The sequence below is a fragment of the Bacillota bacterium genome, assembly GCA_013178305.1.
GTDB lineage: Bacteria > Bacillota > Sulfobacillia > JABLXB01 > JABLXB01 > JABLXB01.
The window spans coordinates 146,015-170,107 of sequence record JABLXB010000007.1; the positions used below are offsets into that span (position 1 = coordinate 146,015).

The 24,093-nt window shown below is 64.2% G+C and carries 24 protein-coding genes; all 24 read left to right on the forward strand.

From position 1 onward, the window contains the following. Positions 1-4: 4 nt before the first annotated feature. The 24 genes from ptsP (at position 5) to ftsA (ending at position 24,082) form a co-directional block, all read left to right on the forward strand. Positions 5-1,711, forward strand: a complete 1,707-nt coding sequence (gene ptsP / locus HPY55_13340) for a phosphoenolpyruvate--protein phosphotransferase (protein NPV71603.1) — start codon at positions 5-7, stop codon at positions 1,709-1,711. Then, positions 1,708-2,523, forward strand: coding sequence for an HAD family phosphatase (locus HPY55_13345; GenBank protein NPV71604.1), 816 nt, complete (start codon positions 1,708-1,710; stop codon positions 2,521-2,523). Before ptsP ends, HPY55_13345 begins: the two co-directional genes overlap by 4 nt. Before the next feature lie 99 nt (positions 2,524-2,622). After that, entirely contained in the window at positions 2,623-3,354 is a 732-nt protein-coding gene (locus tag HPY55_13350) for a GntR family transcriptional regulator (GenBank protein NPV71605.1), read from the forward strand. Positions 3,355-3,688: 334 nt separating this feature from the next. Beyond that, positions 3,689-4,150 carry a hypothetical protein gene (locus HPY55_13355; protein ID NPV71606.1) on the forward strand — a complete coding sequence of 154 codons (462 nt, stop codon included), beginning with the start codon at positions 3,689-3,691 and terminating at the stop codon, positions 4,148-4,150. A gap of 34 nt (positions 4,151-4,184) precedes the next feature. Continuing rightward, positions 4,185-4,715, forward strand: coding sequence for a PTS sorbitol transporter subunit IIC (locus tag HPY55_13360; GenBank protein NPV71607.1), 531 nt, complete (start codon positions 4,185-4,187; stop codon positions 4,713-4,715). Between the two features lie 12 nt (positions 4,716-4,727). Next, complete coding sequence (locus tag HPY55_13365; protein ID NPV71608.1) at positions 4,728-5,264, forward strand: PTS glucitol/sorbitol transporter subunit IIB; 537 nt, start codon at positions 4,728-4,730, stop codon at positions 5,262-5,264. 78 nt (positions 5,265-5,342) lie between these two features. Further along, a complete protein-coding gene (locus HPY55_13370; GenBank protein ID NPV71609.1) occupies positions 5,343-5,720 on the forward strand; it encodes a PTS sorbitol transporter in 378 nt (125 codons plus the stop codon). 51 nt (positions 5,721-5,771) lie between these two features. Beyond that, positions 5,772-6,215: a PTS glucitol/sorbitol transporter subunit IIA gene (locus tag HPY55_13375; protein NPV71610.1), complete on the forward strand. Its 444-nt coding sequence runs from the start codon at positions 5,772-5,774 to the stop codon at positions 6,213-6,215. Next, positions 6,184-7,479: an NAD(P)-dependent oxidoreductase gene (locus HPY55_13380; protein NPV71611.1), complete on the forward strand. Its 1,296-nt coding sequence runs from the start codon at positions 6,184-6,186 to the stop codon at positions 7,477-7,479. Before HPY55_13375 ends, HPY55_13380 begins: the two co-directional genes overlap by 32 nt. 385 nt (positions 7,480-7,864) lie before the next feature. Then, positions 7,865-8,290, forward strand: a complete 426-nt coding sequence (gene mraZ / locus HPY55_13385; protein NPV71612.1) for a division/cell wall cluster transcriptional repressor MraZ — start codon at positions 7,865-7,867, stop codon at positions 8,288-8,290. Next, positions 8,290-9,219, forward strand: coding sequence for a 16S rRNA (cytosine(1402)-N(4))-methyltransferase RsmH (gene rsmH, locus HPY55_13390; protein ID NPV71613.1), 930 nt, complete (start codon positions 8,290-8,292; stop codon positions 9,217-9,219). The genes mraZ and rsmH overlap by 1 nt, the downstream gene beginning before the upstream one ends. A gap of 21 nt (positions 9,220-9,240) precedes the next feature. Continuing rightward, positions 9,241-9,723 (forward strand): septum formation initiator family protein, encoded by a 483-nt coding sequence (locus HPY55_13395; protein NPV71614.1) that lies wholly within the window; start codon positions 9,241-9,243, stop codon positions 9,721-9,723. A gap of 68 nt (positions 9,724-9,791) precedes the next feature. Next, positions 9,792-11,897: a stage V sporulation protein D gene (locus HPY55_13400; protein NPV71615.1), complete on the forward strand. Its 2,106-nt coding sequence runs from the start codon at positions 9,792-9,794 to the stop codon at positions 11,895-11,897. Positions 11,898-12,003: 106 nt separating this feature from the next. After that, positions 12,004-13,518 carry a UDP-N-acetylmuramoyl-L-alanyl-D-glutamate--2,6-diaminopimelate ligase gene (locus HPY55_13405; protein ID NPV71616.1) on the forward strand — a complete coding sequence of 505 codons (1,515 nt, stop codon included), beginning with the start codon at positions 12,004-12,006 and terminating at the stop codon, positions 13,516-13,518. Beyond that, on the forward strand, positions 13,515-14,894 hold the full coding sequence (locus HPY55_13410; GenBank protein ID NPV71617.1) for a UDP-N-acetylmuramoyl-tripeptide--D-alanyl-D-alanine ligase: 1,380 nt from the start codon (positions 13,515-13,517) through the stop codon (positions 14,892-14,894). Before HPY55_13405 ends, HPY55_13410 begins: the two co-directional genes overlap by 4 nt. 3 nt (positions 14,895-14,897) lie before the next feature. Continuing rightward, the gene (locus HPY55_13415) at positions 14,898-15,905 is read left to right on the forward strand and encodes a phospho-N-acetylmuramoyl-pentapeptide-transferase (protein NPV71618.1); all 1,008 of its coding nucleotides are present in this window, start codon (positions 14,898-14,900) and stop codon (positions 15,903-15,905) included. A 52-nt stretch (positions 15,906-15,957) separates the two neighbouring features. Further along, positions 15,958-17,022: a putative lipid II flippase FtsW gene (gene ftsW / locus HPY55_13420; protein NPV71619.1), complete on the forward strand. Its 1,065-nt coding sequence runs from the start codon at positions 15,958-15,960 to the stop codon at positions 17,020-17,022. A 5-nt stretch (positions 17,023-17,027) separates the two neighbouring features. Further along, entirely contained in the window at positions 17,028-18,140 is a 1,113-nt protein-coding gene (gene murG, locus HPY55_13425; GenBank protein NPV71620.1) for an undecaprenyldiphospho-muramoylpentapeptide beta-N-acetylglucosaminyltransferase, read from the forward strand. Between the two features lie 59 nt (positions 18,141-18,199). Further along, positions 18,200-19,597: a UDP-N-acetylmuramate--L-alanine ligase gene (locus HPY55_13430; GenBank protein ID NPV71621.1), complete on the forward strand. Its 1,398-nt coding sequence runs from the start codon at positions 18,200-18,202 to the stop codon at positions 19,595-19,597. 39 nt (positions 19,598-19,636) lie between these two features. Next, on the forward strand, positions 19,637-20,911 hold the full coding sequence (gene murA / locus HPY55_13435) for a UDP-N-acetylglucosamine 1-carboxyvinyltransferase (protein NPV71622.1): 1,275 nt from the start codon (positions 19,637-19,639) through the stop codon (positions 20,909-20,911). Positions 20,912-20,961: 50 nt separating this feature from the next. Next, positions 20,962-21,684: an FtsQ-type POTRA domain-containing protein gene (locus HPY55_13440; GenBank protein NPV71623.1), complete on the forward strand. Its 723-nt coding sequence runs from the start codon at positions 20,962-20,964 to the stop codon at positions 21,682-21,684. 13 nt (positions 21,685-21,697) lie between these two features. Beyond that, a complete protein-coding gene (locus HPY55_13445; GenBank protein NPV71624.1) occupies positions 21,698-22,411 on the forward strand; it encodes a DUF881 domain-containing protein in 714 nt (237 codons plus the stop codon). A 6-nt stretch (positions 22,412-22,417) separates the two neighbouring features. Then, a complete protein-coding gene (locus HPY55_13450; protein ID NPV71625.1) occupies positions 22,418-22,789 on the forward strand; it encodes a small basic family protein in 372 nt (123 codons plus the stop codon). A gap of 66 nt (positions 22,790-22,855) precedes the next feature. Next, a complete protein-coding gene (ftsA, locus tag HPY55_13455; GenBank protein NPV71626.1) occupies positions 22,856-24,082 on the forward strand; it encodes a cell division protein FtsA in 1,227 nt (408 codons plus the stop codon). The last annotated feature ends 11 nt before the right edge of the window (positions 24,083-24,093 follow it).

Consider the following 24,093-nt stretch of genomic DNA (forward strand, 5'->3'; position numbering starts at 1 on the left):
TGAGTTGATCAAAGGAGTAGCAGCATCCCCCGGAGTAGCGATCGGACCCGCGTTCGTTCTACGGACCGAGGAACTCAAGGTCGAGAAGAGGGCCATAGCCGCTGAGGACGTCGAGCGCGAACTCTCGCGATTGCCGGCGGCGGTGTCGGAGTCGGCCAGGCAGATCGAGACGGTCAAGGCCGGCGCCGGCACGAAGGAAGCGGCCGAGATCCTGTCTGCGCAGCTCCTGATGCTGGAGGACCCCGGCCTCACCGGATTGATCGAATCCACGGTCCGCGACCAGAGGGCCGGCCTCGAGTGGGCGGTCCAGGAGGCGGCGGAGCAGTACGCCAGGACTCTCGAGCAGGTCGACGACGCCTACATCAAGGAACGGGCTGCGGACGTCCGAGACATCGGCCGGAGACTCGTGAAGAACCTGCTGGGCGCGGCGCAGGCCGGCCCCGCGCTCGACCGGCCGTCGATAGTAATCGCGCAGGACCTGACGCCTTCGGAAACGGCGGCTCTCCGTGACAACATGGTGCTCGGGATGGCGATAGACAAGGGCAGCACTACCTGCCACACCGCCATACTCGCGCGGGCGAAAGGGATACCCGCCGTGGTCGGCGCCGCCCCAGTTTCGACGGTGGCGAGAACCGGCGTCACCGTGGCGATCGACGGTGACGCGGGGACTGTCCACCTCGACCCGTCCGGCGAGGAGATGGAGGTGTACAGGCGGGCCATTGAGGCGCAGAAGCAGGAGAAGCAGCGCCTGGCCGGGACGAAATCCCTGCCCGCAAGGACGCAGGACGGGGTCTCTATCGAGGTCAGCGCCAACATCGGCTTCCCCGGTGACGTACCCGTCGCGATCGAGAACGGCGCGGAAGGGGTCGGGCTGTTCCGGACGGAGTTCCTTTTCATGAAGCGGGACTCGCTCCCCACTGAGGAGGAACAGTTCAAGGCGTACGCCGAGGTCCTGTCGGGGATGAAGGGGAGGCCCGTGGTGATCAGGACCCTCGACATAGGTGGGGACAAGGACATACCGTACCTCGGCCTCAAGCAGGAACTCAACCCGTTCCTGGGTTGGAGGGCGCTTCGCATGTGCCTCGACCGCCCCGACCTGTTCAAGACGCAGCTCCGCGCGATTTACCGCGCCAGCGTACACGGCAAGGCGAAGATCATGTTCCCCATGGTGGCCACCGTCGAGGAGGTCCGCAAGGCCAAAGCCGTGGTCGCCGAGGTCCTGGGGGAACTTGACCGCGAGGGTATCAAGTACGACCCGAAAGTCGAGGTCGGCATCATGGTGGAGATCCCGTCGGCGGCGGTGATGGCGCGATCGCTCGGCCGCGAGGTCGACTTCTTCAGCATAGGCACGAACGACCTCACTCAGTACACCATGGCGGTGGACAGGACTAACGAGAAGATAGCCCACCTGTATGACGCGCTCCATCCTTCCGTAATCCGGCTGATCGGCATGGTGGCGGACGGCGCGAAGGCAAACGGGATATGGGCGGGAATGTGCGGTGAACTCGCGGGTGACCCGCTGGCCACCGGCCTCCTGGTCGGGCTGGGGCTTACCGAGTTGAGCGCCAGTATGCCGCTCGTTCCAAAGGTCAAGGAAAACGTGCGGGGTCTGACTATGAAGAAGGCGCGCGAGATCGCGGACAGGGTGCTGCAGATGAGCGAGACCGCGGAGGTCAGGGAATATCTCGGCTCGCTCGCGAAAGGGTCGTGACCGGACCCAGGCCCGCGCGACACCGGCTCGTCGCCGTCGACCTCGATGGAACGCTGCTGAACTCGAGGCACGAGATAAGTGAACGCAACTTGCTCGCCATCAAGCGCCTGCAGGAGCGCGGTGTGAAGGTAGTCGTAGTCACGGGCCGGGCATCGTACATCGCCGCCCGCTGGGTACGCCGGCTTGGTGCCGGCGGATACCATATCACTTTCAACGGGGCTGCCGTCGTGGACTACGACAGGGCGGCCCATTTCAACGTGCAGTACATGCGCCCGGGGCCGGCCGCGGACCTGACCGGCTGGTTGGAGGCGCACCGCGTATGGTACGCCGCCCATACCCTGGAGACCCCGTATTCCCCGTGGGAGGGTAGGGAGGAGTCGGCCGCCTTCGAGAGGATCGGGGATCCCATCCCCGAGGTCGCCCGCGTCACGCCCTATATTGACCGTCTGTTAAAGGTGATGCTCGTCCTCTGCGAGGGCACAGCCCTCGAGAACGAGCTCAGGTCCCTGTTCGAGGGACCCCTGGCCGTGGCCCGGACCGGCCCCAGCCTGCTGGAGTTCATGAATCCCCGCGCGTCCAAGGGCGCGGCCCTCGCCTGGGTGGCGGCGGCCTACGGAGTGGTGCGCGAGGAAGTCGTGGCGTTTGGCGACAGCCAGAACGACGTGAGCATGTTCGAGAACGCCGGCCTGGCGGTGGCGATGGGCAACGCGAGCGACGCCGCCCGGCAGGCCGCTCACGTCGTGTGCGAGGACTGCGATAGTGACGGGGTCGCCTGCGCGCTGGAACGATTCGTCTTCCCCTGCCTCGAATAACACCGGTATATACAGGTGAAGGAATTGCGTCCTCGCCGTTGAAGAGAATCGGTGAGCGCCAGCCATCTCCGGCACACTCGATTCCGTGAGGGATGCGCTTTGGTCATCAAACCGATGGATAAGGTCCCCATATACCTCCAGCTGGAGGAGCACATCCGCGAGCTTATCGACTCGAAGCGCCTCCGGCCCGGCGATAGGGTCCCTTCCGAAGCCGAGCTCGCCACCGCTCACGGGATCAGCCGGATGACAGTCCGGAAGGCCCTCGACAGGCTCGAGATGGACGGGGTAATAGTCCGCCGGGCGGGGAAGGGGACGTTCGTGGCGGAGCCCAAGATAGTCCACGGGGCTTCCACAATATTCAGTTTTAGCGCCAACCTGTCCGCGGCCGGCTACGAGACCAGGGCGCAAATGGTAGAACGCCGGGTCGTTGAGCCCGAGGCCGGCATCCGCTCGAGGTTAGGTCTGAACTCCGAGTCCAACGTGATCGAGATCGGCCGCGTGAGGTTCATCGGGGACGATCCCGTCGCACTGAACTGGGATTATCTGCCGTACCCCCGGTATGCCGCGATCATGAACATGGACGTTACCCGCGACTCGATCCTCAAGATAATTGCCGACCTTGCGGGGTCATCGAGACTGAAGTCCAGCGATGAGCTATCGATCTCCCTTGCGAGGCCCATAGAGGCCGAACTGCTCAGGATCAGGGAAGGGAGTCCTGTGTTCGTGGTGCAGGGGATAACCTACGACGACACGGATAGACCCGTGAAGTACAGCAAGGCTATATACAGGGGCGACAGGTTCCTCTTCGTGCCCGCGCGGAACCCGGGCTGATCGGGTTGGTACGGGACGCCGCGATGACGGCCGCCACGACCGGGCCCCGCCATCGGTCTCGACGCGCGGACTTTCAGCCAGACCTCCGGCATTCTTCCCTGTAACACTTCTCCGTACCAGGCTACCCAAACACACATCAGTCCAGCGACCGCGTTCAGGTCCGCCGGCCGGACTCTCTTTTCGCACCGCTGGTCTGGAAAGAAGGAATTTCGAGGGCGAGGCGAGAATAACACAGTCATATACTAGTATGCACATGTATACATAAATGTTCAGGCCGTGCGGCCCCCAGGTTTGAGCCACCGGCACCGGGCCGTACGGTGGGTAGGTGTCCTGGTTGACCAACTGGTTCCCGGGTGTTCTGGTATTCGCCGTACTGTGGGCCGTGCAGTACGCGCTCACCCTCATTCAGGCGCGGCACTACCTCGCGGTTGTCCGCGAACTCCGCGGCATGGGAGCGACCGGCTGCGCGCTGGTCAAGGGGAGGTTCAGCCCCGGGGCGGTCGCGGTGGTCGCCGCCGGTCGCGATGGCCGCATAGTCGCGGCGCGACAGATGAGGGGTGTGTCGGTTTTCGCGCGGTTCACGCCGGTCCCCGGCCTCACCGGCATAGACGTCACGCTGCTCGCGGACGACGGCGTCGAGCTCCCCGCAGGTGTATCGGCTCGCGCGTTCCGTGAGGCCGCCAGGAATCTCCTCAGGGCGATGAGTCACCAGCATGCAAGCGATGACTCCACAGGCGCTCGAGGCGGCGCGGAGAGACTTGAGACTCGTGTTCAGGCCGGCGGGCCTGAATTGTAGTCGAGGGCAAATCCAGACAAAGGAGGAGGTAGGAGTGGGAGCCCTAGCTCACGGCGCAGAGGCATTCATTGGTGTGTTCAAGAAGGGAGGAGAGGTCTACATAAGTCTCCTGTCGGGTATAGTCCCGACGCTGATCGCCCTGATGACGGCGGTCTACTTCGTCACGAGGGCGATAGGGCAGGAGAAGGTCGAGGCGTTCGCCAGGCGCCTCACCGGTAACCGCCTGCTCAGGTACACGCTGTTTCCGGTTCTCGCAGTGTTCTTCCTCACCAACCCGATGGCGTACACGTTCGGCCGCTTCCTCAACGAGAAGCACAAACCCGCCTTCTACGACGCTGCCGTCTCATTCGTACACCCGATCGTGGGCCTGTTCCCGCACGCCAACCCTGCGGAGTTGTTCGTCTACCTCGGCATCGCCAAGGGTCTCCAGGACAAGGGACTGTCTCTCGGTCCAATTGCTATCAGGTACTTCATCGTCGGTGTCATCGTTATCCTGATGCGCGGCCTGATGACGGAATCGCTCACGGCTTACTTCGCACGCCAGCGCGGCGTGACGCTGGAATAGGGGGTGCCTGCGGTGAACTGGGTAACGGGATTACTTGAGAAGATCGGCCGCGGGGCCGGGCGATTCGTCGGCCTGTTCTTCCAGGCCGGACGCGACACCATCGACCAGCTGATCAAGAACGTCCTGCCGTTCATGGCGTTCGTGGCGACGCTGATCGGCATCATCCTGGCCACCGGCATAGGTAACGCGCTGGCCCAGGTGCTCAGGCCGCTGGCCGGGAGCCTCGTGGGACTCATAGTGCTGTCGCTCATCGTCGGGTTCCCGATTCTGTCGCCGCTTCTCGGCCCGGGTGCCGTCATAGCCCAGGTGATCGGGACGCTGATCGGGGTCGAGATCGGGAGGGGCAACGTTCCCGTACAGCTCGCGCTTCCCGCCATGTTCGCCATCAACCCGCAGGTTGGTTGCGACTTCATACCCGTCGGCCTGGCGCTCGGCGAGGCCAAACCCGAGACCATTGAAATCGGTGTGCCGGCGATCCTGGTCACCCGCTTCGTGACGGGGCCGATATCCGTGGTCCTGGCTTATCTGTTCAGCATAGGCATGTATTAGAGACACGGCGGCCGGCCCGGGCGGGCGGGGGTGGTTCCGACCCCGGTCGCCCGGGTGGTTAGCTGCTGACCAGGAGGGATGGGTGTGGCGTACAGGACGATAAAGGTCGAGAAGGGCCCCGGCGGCTGGGGAGGCCCGCTGGTCCTGACCCCTAAGCCCGGCAAGGACAAGATATCCTCGGTCACGGGCGGCGGGATACACCCGCTCGCCACGAAGATCGCCGAGATGTGCGGGGGCGAGGCGGTCGACGGCTTCCGTAAGCCGCCGAAGGAAAGCGAGGTGCTCTGTGTGGTCATCGATTGCGGTGGGACGGCTCGCGTGGGCGTGTATCCGATGAAAAAGATCCCCACGATCGACATATATGCGACGTCACCATCGGGACCGCTGGCCAACTTCATCACGGCAGAGTACTTCGTGTCGGGAACCAAGGAGAACAACATCACGGTCACCGGGTAGTCCACACCTCATTCCGGCCGGGGGCGTGACGGCCCGCCGGTTTCAGGGGCGGTGGTCTCTCTGTACGAAAGCAGGATCGAGCGGGTGGGGCCGCTGGTCGGCGATCTGTTCGAGCGAGGGGATCTCGTGGTCCTCTTCGCCTCGTGCGCTCCGACCGAGCTCTGGGATATTTCGGTTCTCCACGGTCACCCGGGGTATGACGGGGGACTGGAACCGGGCGACGTGCTCGGCATCGCAGGCCAGGAATACACGGTTGTCGCTGTCGGGGATGTGGCGCTGAAGAACTTCAGGGAACTGGGCCACCTGGTACTGAAGTTCAGCGATTCGGTCCGGGTGGAGCTCCCGGGCCAGGTCAACGTGGTCCCGCGGAGCCTGCCCGTCCTGAACCCGGGCGATTTGATCACTGTAAGGCATTCTTGTTACAGCGGCGGACCGGTGGGTCCCCGGGGGGTGTCAGCGGAGGATGTATCAGAGGCTACTGGAACTCGAGAGTAAGCGGTCACCCATCGTGGTAGGAGTGATCGGCGCGGGCCAGATGGGAGCGGGCCTGGTGGTCCAGCTCGAGACCATGCCGGGGATGCGCTCCGCCGTCGTTGCGGATATTGTGGCGGAGCGCGCCCGGGACTCTCTGCTCATGGCCGGGGTGACCCCCGGCGACGTGGTCGTGACGGACGACCTCGAGGAGGCGTCCCGGGCGCTATCCAGCGGCAAGCGTGTGGCGACCAGGCGCGGGACACTGGTGGCGGGATGCCCAAACCTCGACGTCGTCGTGGACTGCACCGGAGACCCCAACAGCGGGGCCGAAGTGGCCCTCGAGGCCATCACCGCGCGGAAGCACGTGGTCCTGCTGACGGTGGAGACGGACGTGACGGTGGGGCCGGTACTGAATAGACTGGCGCGCGCCGCAGGCGTGGTGTACACGGTGGCCAGCGGCGATGAGCCCGGGGTCATAATGGACCTGTACAACCACTTCAAGGCGCTCGGTTTCAGCGTGCTCGTCGCCGGGAAGGGAAAGAACAACCCGCTCGACCGCTCGGCCAACCCCTCGACCTGCGCGGATGAGGCAGGGGCTAGAGCCATGAACGCGAAGATGCTCGCGGCGTTCGTGGACGGCACCAAGACGATGGTGGAGATGGCTGCGGTAGCCAACGCAACGGGGCTGGTCCCCGACGTACGTTCGATGCACGGCCCCAACGCGGACCTGGACAGGCTGCTGGAGGTGTTCGAGCTCAAGCCGAGGGGCGGGGCGCTGAACAGGTTCGGCGTGGTGGACTATACCGTGGGGAACGTCGCCCCCGGGGTTTTCGTGATTGCCTCGATCGAGAACGAAAAGGTCAGGCAGGACCTGGGGTACCTGAAGATGGGGAGCGGCCCGAACTACCTGTTCTACCGGCCGTTCCACCTCGCAAACATAGAGACGCCGATATCCATAGCGAAAGCCGTGCTGCTCCGCGAGGCCACGATAGCGCCGTCTTCCGGTCTCGTGGCGGAATGCATGACAGTGGCGAAGAAGGACCTGGCCCCCGGAGAGGAGATCGACGGGATCGGCGGCTACACTGTGTACGGCTCGGTCGATACCGCGGAAGCGGCGAGGGCCGAAGGGGCGCTGCCTCTCGGTCTGGCCAGGGGCGCGGTGCTGAAGCGGACCGTCAGGAAAGGCGAACTCGTCAGGTACGACGACGTCATTCCGAGGGACGACACCGTGATATGGTCGCTGAGGCGCCTCCAGGACCTGATCGACTGGAAGACTGTCTCGTAACGCGACGCCTTCTATATGAACCCCGAAGCCCCGCGAAGCGGGGCTTCATCGTGCATACATTGCGGGCCCCCCTCCCACCACATCCGGCGTTACATTGTTGACACGACTCATCAAACCCAGCACGGCAAGGTTGCTATGAGATGGTTCGCAACCGTTCCCCCAGTGTATGACCTTTTGGGAGGGCCGTTTTGGCCGGGCAGCCGGCAAGGGCCCCGCATCTTGGGCGCAGCAAGCGGCGCATTTTCTGGAGGATTTTTTCTGTGCCAGGAGGATTTTGGGGAGAAAGGTAGAACCAATTGGGCACAAAGTGGTTTCTAGTGGATGAAAGTGGAGGATTCCACGATAGATCAGGTAGGGGATAGCGAGGGAAAGGGGGGAGAGGCCGTTGTTCATGGGTGAGTTCCGCCACACCATGGACGAGAAGGGGCGGCTCATCATGCCAGCCAGGTTCCGCGACGGGCTCGGCGACAGGTTTGTGGCCACACGTGGGCTCGACAACTGCCTCTTCGTATACCCTCTCGCCGAATGGGCCAGCTTAGAGGAGAAGCTCAAGAGCCTCCCGTTCACCAGGGGAGAGGCCAGGGCGTTCACCAGGCTGTTCCTTGCGGGCGCGTCCGAGTGCGAGATCGACCGGCAAGGTCGTTTCGTCATCCCCGGGGGGCTCAGGGACTACGCGAAAATCGAGAAGGACGTCGTCATCATCGGCGTTTCCAACAGGATAGAGGTCTGGAGCCAGACCGAATGGGATGCTTACGTTGAGAAAGCCGGCTCGAATTATGAAGAGCTGGCAGAGAATCTGGTCGGAATCTGATGGTTGAGAGGGACACCGGTGCGGGGGACGCCGGGCGGAGCACGCCCCACGTGCCGGTGTTGCTTCAGGAAACCATGGACTTGCTCGGGCCCCGCGCGGGCGGCGTGTACGTTGACTGTACGGTGGGTCACGGCGGCCACAGCTACGAAATCCTGCGAATGAGTGGCCCGGACGGGGTAGTGATAGGGATCGACCGGGACCCTTCGGCGATCGCGATGGCGCAGGAACGCTTGAGAGAATTCGGGAACCGCTTCATACCGGTGAGGTCGAATTTCGAGCGGCTGGTCGAGATAGTGCGGGGGGCGGGCAGGGACACGGTAGACGGCATGCTGTTCGACTTCGGGGTTTCGTCGGCGCAGCTGGACCTGCCCGGGCGCGGATTCACGTACAACGTGGACGCGCCGCTGGATATGAGGATGGACCCGGACCAGGAGACGACGGCGGCCGACCTGGTCAACGAGATGGAACCCGGCGAACTGGCGCGGATAATCAGGGAATACGGCGAAGAGCGCTGGGCTTTCAGGATAGCGCAGTTCATAGCGCAGAAGCGGAAGATAAGGCCCATCAGTACCACCGCGGAACTCGTTGACGTGATCAAGGCGGCGATACCGGCCGCGGCGAGACGGAAGGGAGGGCACCCCGCCAGGCGTACGTTTCAGGCCCTGCGGATAGCGACGAACAGGGAGCTCGAGGTGATCGAGAAGGCCCTGAGAGATGCGGTGGGTGTGACCAGGCGGGGCGGGCGGGTGTGCGCGATATCGTTCCATTCGCTTGAAGACAGGATTGTCAAACGGACTTTTGCATCCATGTCCCGCGAGAGGGTGCGGCTCCTGACGAGAAAGCCCGCCATGCCGGGCAGGGAAGAAATCGAGCGAAACCCGAGGTCCCGGAGCGCCAGGCTTCGGGCGGTGGAGATCGAAGGGTTCTAGGGCCCCAGGGGGACGAATATTATGGTTCTTGACAGATTCGGGTTTGAGCAATCATCGTCCATCGAAATCAGGGCCAATGCGGCCGCGCAGGCGCGGCGAAAGGCGCCGGTGGTACGGGCGCCCGTGGCCTGCCTGGTGGTCGCCCTGGTGATAATCTCGGTGGGGCTCGGGCTAACGTCGCGGGCGGCGCGCGCGGTGCAATCGGGATACAGGATAGTCCACCTGAAGAAGCAACTCGCGACACTTCAGAACGAGAACGCATTCCTCGAGGCCGAGCTCGCAAGGATACAGTCGCCGTCACGCATTGAGGAGATCGCGCGCAACAAACTCGGCATGGCGCCGCCGGAGGAGATCCGCGTGGCGGGCGTCGACCAGGGCTGGCAGGCGGCGATGGCGGTGCGGTCCGGGGAGGACGCCGAAGTGACGCAGGCCGCCTCCTGGCTGGACGTATTCACCCGGATAGCGTCGGGGGCCAGGACTGCCCAGGCCCGGCCGGCCAGGTAACGAGCGGATGATCACAAATCGAATGGTCCTTGAGCAGGACCGCCTACCGGGGAGGTAATCCTGAGGTGCTGGCGTCCGCGGGCGTGAGTCTCAGGAAAAGGGTGGTTGTGCTCTTCGTTTTTTCTTCGGTGCTGCTTGCGCTGCTGGTCGGCAGGGTCGCGTACATCCAGTTCCTGTGGGGAGAGGAGCTCAAGAAGAAGGCGCTCGAGGTGAGGATGAGGGACATCCCCGTTGCCGCCAAGCGGGGCGCCATCCTGGACCGCCGCGGGCGCGAGCTGGCGGTTTCCGTTTCCGTCGAATCGGTCTACGCGTTTCCCGCCCAGGTGAAAGAGCCCGAGAAGTCGGCCAGGACTCTGGCGGACATCTTGAACATGCCGTACGAGGAAGTATACGGGAGGCTGACCAGGGTTTCTTCGTTCGAGTGGATCAGGCGCAAGATCGAGCCGGAACAGGCAAAGCGTATCAGGGAGGCGAGGCTCAAGGGCGTCGACCTGACCCCCGAGAGCAAGCGATACTACCCGAAGGCCAACCTCGCAAGCCACGTGCTTGGGATATCGGGGATAGACAACCAGGGACTCGAAGGCCTGGAGGTGACGTACGACTCCCAGCTGCGCGGGACGCCGGGGAGGATAATCATAGAGATGGACGGCCTCGGAAGGGAGTTGCCCCAGGCCACCCACCGTTACGACCCGCCTGTCGAGGGACACAGCCTGATCCTCACTATTGACGAGGTCATCCAGTTCATCGCCGAGCGGGAGCTCGAGCGGGCGATGGCCAGGACGCAGGCCAAGGGCGGCACGGTAGTGGTTATGGACCCCGCTACAGGGGAGATACTCGCCATGGCGGCGAGGCCGGACTACGACCCCAACCGTTACGGGGACTTCCCCGACAAGAACCGTCGCAACCCCGCAATCAGCGATACATACCCGCCGGGCTCCACATTCAAGCCGGTGACCGCGTCCGCGGCGCTCGAAGAAGGGGTCACATCACTCCACGACCGCTTCTACTGCGGTGGCAGCATCAAGGTGCCGGGCCACACGATCACGTGCTGGCTGACAGAGGGGCACGGGAGCCAGTCGTTCCTCGAGGTGGTTCAGAATTCGTGCAACCCGGGGTTCGTTACACTGGGGCTCCGTGTGGGCGCCCAGCGTTTTTACTCGTACCTGGAGGCGTTCGGACTGACGGAGCCCACGGGTGTAGACCTCCCGGGTGAGGGAGTAGGTCTTACCATAAAGCCGCAGGAAATAAAGCCGGTGGACCTGGCGGTCATGTCGTTCGGGCAGACGCTGACGGTGACGCCGATCCAGCTCATCACTGCCATGGCGGCCATCGCGAACGACGGGGTGCTCATGCAGCCGCATCTCGTCAGGGAGATAAGGTCGTCCAGCGGGGGGATCGCGCAGTCCCTCGACCCCGTCGTGGAGAGGCGCGTGATCTCGGTCAAGACCGCCCAGGAGATGAAACAGGCGCTGGAGCAGGTAGTCGAGAAGGGCACCGGCCGCCAGGCGAGGATAGACGGGTACAGGCTGGCCGGCAAGACGGGGACCGCGAACAAGGTCATCGGAGGCAGGATCGCGGAGGGCAAGTACATCTCGTCGTTTGTCGGCTTCGGTCCTGTGGAGAAGCCCAGAGTAATAGCACTCATTACGATCGATGAACCAGTGGGGGAGTATTACGGGGGGCTCATCGCCGCGCCGGTCTTCGGCGGGATGATCGGGGATATACTGCGTTACCTGGAGGTGCCCCCGAAGCCCAGGCAGGCCGCCTCAAACGCCTCGAAGAAGCCGGTGGCTGCGGCGGCGTGGGTCCCAAACGTGGCGAACCTGCCGCTGGAGGACGCGCGCGAGGCTGTTTCCGCGGCGGGGCTTAGCCTGAGAGTGGAGGGCTCGGGGAACATCGTGGAGGAGCAGGAGCCTGCCGCGGGGACCGAGGTGCCCCCAAACAGCACAGTCCGCGTCAAGGCACGCCCCGCGATAGACCCCGCGCAGCCGGGTTACGTCTACGTGCCGAGCGTCGTGGGCAAGACCATAAAGGAAGCCACGGCGACCCTTGGCAAATTTGGGTTGAAGATCGAGGTGGAGGGCAGCGGGTTCGCGGTCTCGCAGGACCCCGCCCCCGGCAGCGCGGCGCCGCAGAACCAGGCGGTGAAGGTCTCGTTCCGCGCGCCCGAGTAGATCGGCGGTCCATGCGGGGACTTGTATAGGCTATTAGGCGTATTGAAACTGACTGCAACAGGCAGATATACTAAATTCGGGCTTTAGCAGGTAAGGAGGCTTTGCGGTGACCCTTGCGGGGCTGATAGGGATTCTGCCCCAGAAATCTGTAAACGGGGACGCCGGCGCGTCCGCAGTCACCGGAGTATCGTACGACTCGCGCACGGTTACCCCGGGTTCTGTATTCGTCTGCATCAAGGGATTCAAACTGGACGGCCACGATTTCGTGGCTGACGCCGTGGCCCGCGGGGCGGCTGCGGTGATCGCGGAAAGGCCCGTCGATTCTCGCGGAGTCCCCGTTGTCTTGGTGCCCGACTCCAGGGCGGCGCTGGCGATGGTTGCGAGCCAGTTCTACTCCCACCCCTCGAAGGAAATGAGGGTCATCGGGGTTACCGGCACTAACGGAAAGACCACCACGACCCACCTTATAAGGTGGGTTCTCGCGCATTCCGGGAGGGAAGCCGGCCTCGTCGGCACAGTGGAGAACATCGTCTGCGGGAAATCGCTGCCTGTCGAGAGGACTACCCCCGAGGCGACCGACCTCCAGGACCTGTTCAGGCGGATGCGCTCGTGCGGCTCCACCCACGCCGTGATGGAAGTATCCTCGCACGCCCTCGAACTCCACCGCGTTGCCGGGACAGAATTCGACGTGGCGGTGTTCACGAACCTTACACAGGACCACCTCGACTTCCACCCGACCATGGAAGCGTACTTCAGGGCGAAGTCTATACTGTTCGAGTCGCTCGGGGGCGCGTACTCCGGCGCTCCCAAGGCGGGGAGGAAAGCAGCCGTCATCAACACCGACGACCCGTTCGGCCGGAGGCTTTGCGGGCTGGTCAAGGTGCAGACGGTTACATACGGTCTCGAGGACGGGGCGCAGTTTGCGGCCCGCGACATCGAGATGACCGCCCGCGGCAACTCGTTCACGCTCGTTTGGCCCGGTGGGTCGGCCCGGTTCGCGATGAGGCTTGCGGGCAGGTTCAACGTGTACAATACGCTGGCGGCCGTCGCCGCCGCCTGGGTCGAGGGGATCGACCCACTCGACGCGCGGGAGGCGCTGCAGCGTCACCGCGGCGTCGCGGGCCGGTTCGAGCTGGTCGACGAGGGCCAGGAGTTCGCGGTGGCGGTGGACTACGCCCATACCCCGGACGGCCTTCGCAACATCCTCGAAGCGGCGCGGGGCGTGACCAGGGGCCGGCTGATATGTGTATTCGGGTGCGGCGGCGACCGCGACAGGAAGAAGCGGCCCATAATGGGGGAGATCGCGGCGCGCCTGGCCGACTTTTGCGTGATCACGTCCGACAACCCGAGGAGCGAGGACCCGTCGGCCGTAATAGCGGAGATCGAGCCGGGGGTCAGGCGCGGCGGTAAAGGCGCGGGCGGTTACGCTGTCGAGCCGGACAGGAAGGCCGCCATCGAACTTGCCGTGGGGATGGCGCGGCCCGGGGACATCGTCGTGATCGCGGGGAAAGGGCATGAGACTTACCAGATATTCAGGGACAGGACCATTTACTTCGACGACAGGGAGATCGCCAGGGAGGCGTTGAGGGTGAGGACGCTCGGAGGACCCGGCGCTCGATGAGGTTTTCGGCCCGCGATGTGGAACGGGCTTGCGCGGGAAGGCTCCTGTCGGGAGACCCGGCCATCGTGTTCTCTGGTGTGGCCACCGACAGCAGGCAGGCCTTACCGGGGGACCTGTTTTTCGCGTTGAAGGGCGAAAGGCGCGACGGGCACGAGTTCGTGGGGGATGCGCTGCGCGCCGGGGCGGCGGGGGCCGTGGTGAGCAGGCCGGTTACGGTCCCGGCCGCGCACGGCGGCGCATACGCGATCATCCAGGTTGAGGACGCGCTGAAGGCCCTTGGAATGCTGGCCGCGGAGCACAGGAGTCGCTTCGGCGGCCTGGTCGTGGGCGTCACCGGCAGCGTGGGCAAGACCAGCACGAAGGAAATGATAGCGTCGGTCCTGTCGACCCGGTTCAGCGTGCTGAAGCCCGAGGGGAACATGAATACGGAGATCGGAGTGCCTCTGACCGCGTTCCGCCTGTCCGGTGAATACGACGCGGCCGTGTTCGAGCTCGCCATGAGGCTGCGCGGAGAGATCGCGTGGCTGGCCGGGATCGTTCGGCCGCGCATCGGCGTCATAACCAACATAAGCGAAACCCACCTCGAGCGCCTGGGCACGAGGGAGAACATCGCCCTCGCCAAGGCCGAGCTGCTCGAGGCATTGCCGCCCGATGGCTGCGCGGTCCTTAACGGCGACAATGAGTGGATACGCAAGGTCAGCGCGCGGGCGAATTGCGACAGGGTGTTCTACGGAATGGGCACGGGGTCCGACGTCAGCGCGACGGACGTGAGTGTATCCATCGAGGGGACCCGGTTCACGCTGAGGTCTCCGGCGGGCGCCGCCGAGTGCTTCATCCCGGTCCCGGGCGAGCACCATGTGTACAACGCGCTCGCGGCCGCGTGCGTCGGCCTGCGGGCGGACCTGTCGCTCGACGAAGTCCGTGAAGGGCTGGCGGCGTTCAAGCCGGCCGGCATGAGGACGGAGATAAGGTCGGCGCGCGGCGTTACGGTGATCAACGACGCGTACAATGCCAGTCCGGTGTCCACCCGCGCGGCCCTGGCCGTCCTGGCCACCGTGGCCGGGGGGCGCAGGGTGGCGGTACTCGGGAACATGCTTGAACTGGGCGACTACACGGTTGAGGGGCATCGCGAGACGGGTAGGGCTGTTCGCTCCATGGGGATCGACGCCCTGGTCGCCGTGGGTAGCCTCGCGGGCGATACCGCGATGGGCGCGCTCGAGGCGGGGATGCCGCCCGAAGACGTTCGCTGGTGCTCGTCAAACCGCGACGCCGTGTCAATACTCAAGTCGATGCTGAAGCCGGGCGATACCGTGCTGGTCAAGGGTTCGAGGGGAGCCAGGATGGAAGAGGTCGTCAACGGGCTCCTGGAGGGTTAGACTTTGCGGTACCTGGCCGCTTTCTCCGTGTCGCTGGTGCTGGCGCTGCTCCTGGGCCCAGTCCTGATACCGTTCCTGGGGAGGCTGAAGCTCGGACAGAGGATCAGGGCGGACGGCCCGAAGGCGCACCTGGCCAAGGCGGGGACGCCGACCATGGGAGGAGTCATCTTCCTGGCGGCGGTGACCGCCTCTGTGTTGGCGGTGCTGGGACCCGCGGCCGGCCTGGGCGAAGGTGGGTGGCGACCGGTTGCCCAGGATGCGCTCCCACCGCTCGTGGCGCTCGCGGTGACGCTCGGTTTCGCGGGCATCGGGTTTATAGACGACCTGCTGAAGGTCGTGTTCTCCAGGTCCCTTGGAATGCGGGCGAGGGATAAGCTGTTCGGCCAGATCCTGCTGGGGCTGCTGCTCGGGCTGGCGGCTGAGAGGTGGGCGGGCCTGGGGACGTCGGTCAGGGTCCCGTTCACGGCGATAATGATCGATCTCGGACCGCTTTACATGCCGTTCGTGGCGTTCATTGGGGTGGCGGAGTCAAACGCCGTGAACCTGACGGACGGCCTCGACGGGCTGGCGGCGGGCTCGTGCGCGATATCGTTCGGCGTGTACGCCGTGGTTTCCGCGCTCGGCGGCAACGACGGCATGGCGGTGTTCAGCCTGGCGGTGATGGGGTCGCTGATCGGATTCCTGAAGTACAATACCCACCCCGCGCAGGTGTTCATGGGTGACACCGGCTCGATGGGCCTGGGCGCTGCGCTCGCGTCGGTGGCTGTGCTCAGCAAGACGGAGATGTCGCTACCCCTGATCGGCGGCCTATATGTGCTGGAGACCGTTTCGGTGGTGTTGCAGGTCGCCTGGTTCCGGTTGACGGGCAAGCGGATATTCAGGATGAGCCCGTTGCACCATCACTTCGAGCTCAAGGGGTGGCCCGAGGAAATCGTGGTGGGCCGGTTCTGGCTCGTGTCGCTGTTCTTCGGGGTAGTGGGGCTCGTTGGATTACTCGTGACGGGGTTCTAGGGGAGAGACGGCGTTGTCGAGGCGAAGGAAGAAGCCGGCGGATTTCCTCATAATGTTCTCGGCCACGACGCTCCTTGCGATAGGGATCGTGATGGTGTTCAGCTCGAGCTCCGTGCGCGCGCTCCAGGACTACGGCGACATGTACTACTTTCTGAAGAAGCAGCTGATCTGGGCGGCCTTGGGCGTCCTCGCCATGGGCGTAGTCTCGGGAATAGACTACTGGCACTACCGCAGGCTGATCGCGCCGGCGTTCGTGGTGAACATGATCCTGCTGGTTCTCGTGCTGATCCCGGGCATAGGGAAAGTGTCGCACGGCGCGCGGCGGTGGATAGGGGTCGGACAGTTGGTTTTCAACCCCGCGGAGCTGATGAAACTCACCTGGGTGACGTTCATGTCGGTTTACCTGACGCGGGACAAAGACAAGATCAAACGGTTCCTGATGGGGCTCTGCCCGTACCTCGTCGCCACGGGCGCGATATTCGGGCTCATCCTGAAGGAGCCCGATCTGGGCACAGCTCTCAGCATAGCCGGGACGACATTCGTGGTCCTGTTCGCGGCGGGGGCCAGGCTTGCCCACCTGTTCGGCCTTGCGGTTGCGGCCGTGCCCGCGTTCCTGTGGGCGGCGCTGGCCGAGGAATACAGGCGCAGGCGCCTGTTCGCGTTCCTCGACCCGTGGTCCGACCCGTCGGATTCGGGGTACCACATCATCCAGGCGCTGTACGCGCTCGGCTCGGGTGGGTTGTTCGGCATGGGGCTGGGCGCCGGGCGTCAGAAGATGCTCTACCTGCCTGAAGCGCATACCGACTTCATATTCGCGATCCTTGGCGAGGAACTGGGATTCATCGGCGCAGCCACCGTTCTGGCGCTGTTCTTCCTGTTCGCGTGGAGGGGCTACCGCGTGGCCATGACCGCACCGGACACCATGAGCTGCCTGCTGGCCACGGGCGTCACCACGATTGTGACCCTGCAGGCGGTCATCAACATCGGCGTCGTAACGGCGTCGATGCCGATCACGGGAATACCGTTGCCGTTCATCAGCTTCGGCGGGTCGTCGCTCGTGCCGACGATGGCGGGTGTGGGTGTGCTGCTCAACATCTCGAGGTACTGCCAGGAGTGATGGGCTTGAGGATCGTGTTGACGGGGGGTGGCACGGGGGGCCACGTTTACCCCGCGCTCGCAGTGGCGCAAGCGCTGCGCGCGGCCGAACCCTCGGTATCCATAACCTACGTTGGGACAGGCCGTGGGATAGAGCGGGAACTGGCGGCGAAGAACGGGATCGAGTTCCGGGCGATTTCCGCGAGGGGTATACTCGGCAAGTCCCCGGTGGCGGCGCTCGCGGGGGTGATGGCGGCCGGTCGCGGGGTGCTCGAGGCCATGGCGCTCCTGCGGGGCATCAGGCCGTCCTGCGTTCTTGGGACGGGTGGATACGTCTCGGGGCCGGTCGTACTCGCCGCCGCGACGCTGGGGATACCCAGGGCGATCCAGGAGCAGAACGCCATCGCCGGTTTTACCAATCGCTTGTTGGGGCATGTCGTACAGGGGGTGTTCCTCGGGTTTGAGGACGCCGCGAAAGAGTTTCCACGCCATAAGGTAAGGGTAACGGGTAACCCGGTCAGGGGGGAGATCTCCAGCGCCGGCCGGGATTCGTCACTTAAGATACTGGAACTCGATCCGTCGAAGAAAACGCTGTTCATACTGGGAGGGAGTCGTGGAGCGCGGTCCATTGTGGACGCCGGACTGCGCCTGTCGCGCGGCGGGCTCGGCGACGACGTGCAGGTGCTGTTCGTCACGGGGAACGACTATTATGGTGCCGCGGCCAGGGCGGCGGGGGCCGGTATTACGCCGGGGAGAGCTGGAAATACTATCCTTATCCCGTACATTCATAACGTCGAGAACGCGCTGGCGTGCGCGGACCTGGCCGTCTGTCGCGCGGGCGGGATGACCGTGGCGGAACTGGCCGCCGCCGGTGTCCCAGCCGTCCTGGTTCCTTCTCCCAACGTGGCCAATAACCACCAGGAATGGAACGCGAGGGCACTGGAGCGTAAGGGCGGGGCGGTGGTCGTGCTCGAAGGGGAACGGTTTGTCGACAGGGTGGAGGATACGGTGCGGGGGTTGCTGGCCGACCCCACCAGGCTCGAGTCGATGAAACGCGCGGCCAGGGCGGCCGGCAGGCCGGGCGCGGCCCGCGAAATCGCCGTGGGACTCCTGTCCATGGCGCGGACGGGGTCCCTGTGACATGGGTATTGGTAGAGGCATAGTATGAAGATGGGCAACGCGGGTTTGGAGGCGCAATAATGCCGCACGTACATTTCATAGCCATAGGCGGAACAGGGATGAGCGGAATAGCCAAGGTCCTGCTCGAGATGGGGTACGTCGTGTCGGGGTCAGATTTGAAGGAAACCGAGGGCACCAGGCGGCTCGAGAGCATGGGTGCGTCGGTGTTCCTGGGTCACAGGGCCAATAACCTGGATCGCCCCGACGTCGTAGTTGTGTCATCGGCGGTCCCCGAGGATAACGAGGAACTGCTCGAAGCGAAGGCCAGGTCAATTCCTGTCCTGCACCGCGGTGAGATGCTTGCGAAGCTGATGGAGGGGCGCAAGGGAATCTCGGTGGCGGGGGCCCACGGCAAGACGACAACTACCTCCATGATAGCGATGGTGCTGGAGAAGGGCGGGCTCAACCCGACGGTCCTGGTCGGGGGAGAGGTGGCCGACTTCGGCGGAAACGCAAAGCTGGGCCGGGGCGAGTACCTGGTGGCCGAGGCGGACGAGAGCGACGGGTCGTTCCTGAAGCTGAGGCCGCACCTCGCCGTCGTGACGAACATCGACGACGATCACCTCGACTATTACGGCAGCATAGGCAACATTGTGGCCGCGTTCGGGGACTACATACGCAATGTGGGCGATGATGGCTTCAGGGTGCTGTGTTTCGACGATCCGCGGGTACGCTCCATCGCTTCGGGTATCGGGGGGCGCAACGTTACCTATGGTATAACGGGGGCGTGGGATTACACCGCGATCAACGTCAACCTCGAGGCGTGGACGTCGTCGTTCGACGTCCGGCTGCGCGGGGAGCCGGCCGGCCGGCTCACCCTGCAGATACCCGGAATTCACAACGTGGTTAACTCACTGGCCGCCATCGCGGTCGGAATGGAGGTGGGCCTCAGTCTTGAGGCGGTGCGTGATGCCCTGGAGGGATTCCACGGCGTGCAGCGCAGACTGCAGACGATCGCCTGCGCCGGTGGGATCCGCATCCTGGACGACTACGGACACCACCCGACGGAGATCGCCACGACCCTCAAGGCCGTGCGGCAGGCCACGAAGGGCAAGATCATCTGCGTGTTCCAGCCGCACAGGTTTTCGAGGACGTTCCTCCTGCAGGACGAGTTCGGCACGGCGTTTCACGTCGCGGACGAGGTGATACTGCTTGACATCTACCCGGGCCCCGGGGAGAAGCCGCTCGATGGCGTGACGTCGGAGATGATTGCCTCCTCCATCCGCCGCCGGGATGGGAAGAAAGTAGCGTACATACGGGAAAAGGATGAAGCGGTCCGAGTGGCAGCCGGGATGGCCATGCCCGGAGACGTGATCATCACCGTTGGGGCGGGCGACGTTTGGACGCTGGCCCCCAGGATAGCAACAATCCTCAGAGACCGAGCCGCCGCGGGTCATGGACATGCTCATCCAACGTAGAAAGACGCCCTGACCGGGTCGTCGCCGGAGGCGGGGAGCATGGAGCGCTACGTTATTGAGGGAAGGCAGCGGTTGTCGGGACGGGTGAGGATGAGCGGCGCCAAGAACGCCGTCCTGCCGATAATGGCTGCGACGGTCCTCTGCGGCGGACCGTGCAAGATAATCGACGCCCCCAATTTGAAAGACGTCCAGGTGATGTCCGGAATACTCCGCCGGCTCGGGGCCTCGGTCTCGAGGCAAACGACGCCGGACGGCAGGCCTTGTCTCCTCGTGGACGGCTCCGGCCTGGGCGACCACGAGGTTCCCGAGGATTTAATGCGCGAGATGCGCTCGTCCATATTCCTGATGGGGCCGCTCCTGGGCAGGCTGAGGAGGGTAAGGGTTTCGTACCCCGGCGGCTGCGCCATCGGGCCGAGGCCGATCGACCTCCACTTGAGGGGGCTCCAGGCGCTGGGCGCCATCATTCGGGAACGGCACGGGTACATCTACGCCGAGGTATCCAACCTCAAGGGGGCGGAGGTGCACCTCGATTTCCCCAGTGTCGGGGCGACTGAGAACATAATGATGGCCGCCGTCATGGCGAAGGGGCCGACCGTCATCCGCAACGCCGCAAAGGAACCCGAGATCGTCGACCTGCAGAACTTCCTGAACGGGATGGGCGCGCGGATCCGCGGCGCCGGGATGGACGTCATACGAATTGACGGGGTCGACAGCCTGAGCGGGGTGGACTACCCCGTAATTCCCGACAGGATCGAGACGGGCACGTTCATGGCCGCCGCCTGCATCACGGGCGGCGAAATCTGCATAGAGAACTGCATACCCGAGCACGTGGAGTCGATCACGGCGAAGCTGCGCGAGACGGGCGCCGATATCCGGGAAGAGAAGGACAGGATGTTCGTGCGCGGCCCGGCGCGTCCGAGGGCAGTTGATTTCAAGACGCTGCCCTATCCGGGTTTCCCAACCGACATGCAGCCCCAGGCGATGGCGCTGATGTGCGTGAGCGAGGGGACCAGCGTCATAACGGAGACGATATTCGAGAGCAGATTCAAGCAGGCGGAGGAGCTCAAGAGGATGGGCGCCATCATAAAGACCGAAGGGCGAAGCGCGGTAATCAAGGGCAGGGAGACGCTCTACGGTGCGCACGTGGAGGCGTTCGACCTGCGTGGGGGTGCGTCGCTCACGCTCGCCGGCCTCGTCGCGGAGGGCGTCACGACGATTGAGGGTATCCAACACATTGAACGCGGTTACGACGGCTTCGAGGAGAATCTGACCCGGCTCGGCGCGAACATCAGAAGAGTCAAAGAAGACCACTAAACATTGCACCCGCGTAGTGCTACAATGTGCTGGAGCGAAGGCGGTGCCCGATGTCTCGTAGACTACGGGTTGTGCTGCTGATGGCGTGGGTAGCCGCCGTGGCCGGCGCAGCCTGCGTTTTTCTGAACTCCTCGTTTTTCTGGGTCAAGAGTGTACAAGTCCTTGGCAACGCCCGCGTCAAGACCGAGGAGATCGTGGCGGCGGCGGCGCTCCCTGAGGGCGTCAACATATTGAAGGCGCCGCTCGGCGAAGCCGCGGAGAGGGTGGCCGGGATTCCGCTGGTCAAGTCGGTCACCTGCAGGCGTCGCTTTCCGGACACCATCGAGATCGTCGTGACGGAGCGGAAGGCGGCGGCGGTGACGCCGCACCACAACTCGTTCGTCGTGCTGGACGAAGACGGCTGGGCGATGGAGGTGCGCCAGGCGCCCGGCGGCCTCCCGCTCGTGACCGCGGATCCGGTGTCGAAGATGGTCGTCGGGCAGCAGGCCGACTCGCAGGCCTTGCGGTGGGCGATACAGTGCGCCGCGGCTTTTGGGCCGCGGGTGGGGGACGTGGCCGAGGTCCACTGTGACTCGAAGAACCAGATTACAGTGTATATGACTGGTGGACTGCGCGGATTGCTCGGACAAGCCGACTCGACCATCGAGAGGAAAGTCGGTGTCCTGCTGGGTATCATCAATGATGTGAAACAGAGTGGTCTGGAGGTCGAATACGTCGACCTCAGGTACGAGAAACCGGTGGTCAAGCCCAGACAGAAATCCCGTCCGGGTTGAGAGGGCTGAGGTTATGCAGGTAAGACAGAAACACAGCCAGGCTGCAATAGCGCTCGTCTGCGTGATACTCGGGGTCATGCTGTCGATGCAGTTCAAGGTGCAGCAGTCCATTACGGCAAACCCCGCGTTCCAGCGCCAGGAGGAAGTGGCGCGGCGCCTGCGCGACGCCGAGAAGGACAGGGACGAGCTGCAGAAAGAGGTCGCTGCGCTGCGCACCAGAGTGGGGGAGCTCGCGGAAGGCAGGAACGTGATCGCGAGCCTGACCGCGGAACTCCAGGCGGCCCAGATGCTGGCGGGCATATTGCCGGTGCAAGGGCCCGGAATCGTCGTCACCATGAACGACTCCAAGAGGCCGAGCAAGCCCAACGAGGACCCGAACGCATATATCATACACGACGACGACATTCTCAGCGTGGTCAACGAGGTGTTCGCGGCCGGCGCCGAAGCGGTGTCGATCAACGGCCAGAGGGTGATAGCCACCACCGAGGTGCGTTGCACGGGGCCCACGATATCCATTAACGGCGTCCGCGTTGCCCCGCCGATAGTCATCCACGCGATCGGCGACGCCCAGACGCTCGAGGCCGGTCTCAAGACTCGCGGCGGCATTATCGACAACCTTGGGCTGTGGGGGATCGAGGTCACCGTAAGACAACTGCAGACAGTGGAGATCCCCGCGTACGCGGGCAGCACGTCGTTCAAATACGCGCAGCCGAAGAAAAAAGGGTGACATTCTATGTGGGTTATAATCGCCAGCCTGGCAATCGGCCTCATACTGGGATACAACGTACCGGTCAAGATACCGCTGTTCTACGCGCGGTACATGTCGATCGCCGTGCTCGCCGGGCTCGACTCGGTCTTCGGCGGGATTCGCGCGAGCCTTGAGGGGACGTACGACCTGACCGTGTTCATCACGGGTTTCGCCGCGAACTCCCTCCTCGCCGCGCTCCTGACTTACATCGGCGACAGGCTGGGCGTCGAACTGTATTACGCCGCGCTGTTCGCATTCGGCTACAGGGTGTTCCAGAACCTCGGAGCGATCCGGCGGCTCCTTCTGCAGCAGTGGCACCTCCTCCCATCCAGGCAGGACGCCGGCGCGAAGAAGTAGGGCAGGGAATCGCCCCCTGGCGTTGAATGTAGTCGCGAGACAAGCCCGCTTCCGGAGGTGGCGCTTTTGCCGGTACGCGATTTCGTTGTGGGCCTGGACGTTGGCACCGGCAAGGTCGCGGCCGTAGTGGCTCAGGTGGGACAGGGTGCTCCCAACATCATCGGCGTCGGCGTCGCTCCGAGCACCGGGATGCGGAAAGGCGTGGTTGTCGACATCGAGGGCACCGCGCGATCTGTCCAGGAAGCCGTCGGCAGGGCCGAGCGAATGGCTGGCGTCACCGCGAGTTCAGTATACCTCTCCATCTCCGGAGCGCACATCCAGTCGTTCAACAACCGCGGGGTGGTCGCGGTGACGGCGGACGACAAGGAGATTACCGAGGCCGACGTCCAGCGTGTCATCGAGGCCGCCCGCGTCTTCAACCTGTCATCTGATCGTGAAATCATCCACGTGCTGCCCAGGGAGTTCATCGTCGACGGCTACGACGGGGTGCGCGACCCCGTCGGTATGATGGGCGTTCGTCTCGAGGTGGAAGCGCAGATAGTGACCGGAGCCGTGACGTCCGTGCAGAACCTCCTCCGGAGCATCTACAAGGCGGGACTCGAAGTAGAAGACGTTGTGCTCGCCCCGCTCGCCTCGGGCGAGGCGGTGCTGCAGGCCGCCGAAAAGGACCTCGGGGTCGTGGTGGTCGACATGGGCGCGGGGACCACGGACGTGGCGATTTTCGAGCAGGGCAGCCTGTGGTACGCAGGGGTCATACCTCTCGGTGGCGACCACATTACCAACGACGTTGCGGTCGGCCTCCGGACCCCGGTCACGCAGGCCGAGAAGATCAAGATCGACGACGGGACGGTCCTGAGCGGTGACGGCGACGCGGACGCGATGGTCTCGATACCCAACGTGGGCGGGACCGGCAAGCGCGAGGTGTCGCGGAAGGTTCTGGCGTCCATCATCGAGGCAAGGGTGCGCGAGATATTCGGCCTGGTGGAGAAGGAGATCAAGAAATCCGGCTATCCGAACGTGATCGCCGGCGGGGCGGTTCTGACAGGCGGTTCGCCGCAGATGGCGGGCATCGCCGACTTGAGCGCCGAAGCGCTGGACCTGCCGGTAAGGCTCGGGATGCCCTCGGGCGTGGAAGGACTCAAGGACATAGTATCGAGCCCCCCCTTTGCGACAGCGGTGGGGCTCGTGCTGTTCGCCAACAAGGATAAGGGCCGCTTGCAGGCGAAAAGGGATACGAAACCGGCGGGTTCGATATTCAGCCGGGTACGCAACGCATTCAAGGATCTGTTTTAGCGGGAGGGGAA

Bases quoted from the DNA above. Each gene is read 5' to 3' on its own strand.
- ftsW (NPV71619.1), top strand. From the start codon at position 15,958: ATGTTCTCGGCCACGACGCTCCTTGCGATAGGGATCGTGATGGTGTTC.
- HPY55_13450 (NPV71625.1), top strand. From the start codon at position 22,418: ATGTGGGTTATAATCGCCAGCCTGGCAATCGGCCTCATACTGGGATAC.
- HPY55_13410 (NPV71617.1), top strand. From the start codon at position 13,515: ATGAGGTTTTCGGCCCGCGATGTGGAACGGGCTTGCGCGGGAAGGCTC.
- HPY55_13380 (NPV71611.1), top strand. From the start codon at position 6,184: ATGTATCAGAGGCTACTGGAACTCGAGAGTAAGCGGTCACCCATCGTG.
- HPY55_13445 (NPV71624.1), top strand. From the start codon at position 21,698: ATGCAGGTAAGACAGAAACACAGCCAGGCTGCAATAGCGCTCGTCTGC.
- HPY55_13395 (NPV71614.1), top strand. From the start codon at position 9,241: ATGGTTCTTGACAGATTCGGGTTTGAGCAATCATCGTCCATCGAAATC.
- HPY55_13430 (NPV71621.1), top strand. From the start codon at position 18,200: ATGCCGCACGTACATTTCATAGCCATAGGCGGAACAGGGATGAGCGGA.
- HPY55_13370 (NPV71609.1), top strand. From the start codon at position 5,343: ATGGGTGTGGCGTACAGGACGATAAAGGTCGAGAAGGGCCCCGGCGGC.
- HPY55_13440 (NPV71623.1), top strand. From the start codon at position 20,962: ATGTCTCGTAGACTACGGGTTGTGCTGCTGATGGCGTGGGTAGCCGCC.
- rsmH (NPV71613.1), top strand. From the start codon at position 8,290: ATGGTTGAGAGGGACACCGGTGCGGGGGACGCCGGGCGGAGCACGCCC.
- murA (NPV71622.1), top strand. From the start codon at position 19,637: ATGGAGCGCTACGTTATTGAGGGAAGGCAGCGGTTGTCGGGACGGGTG.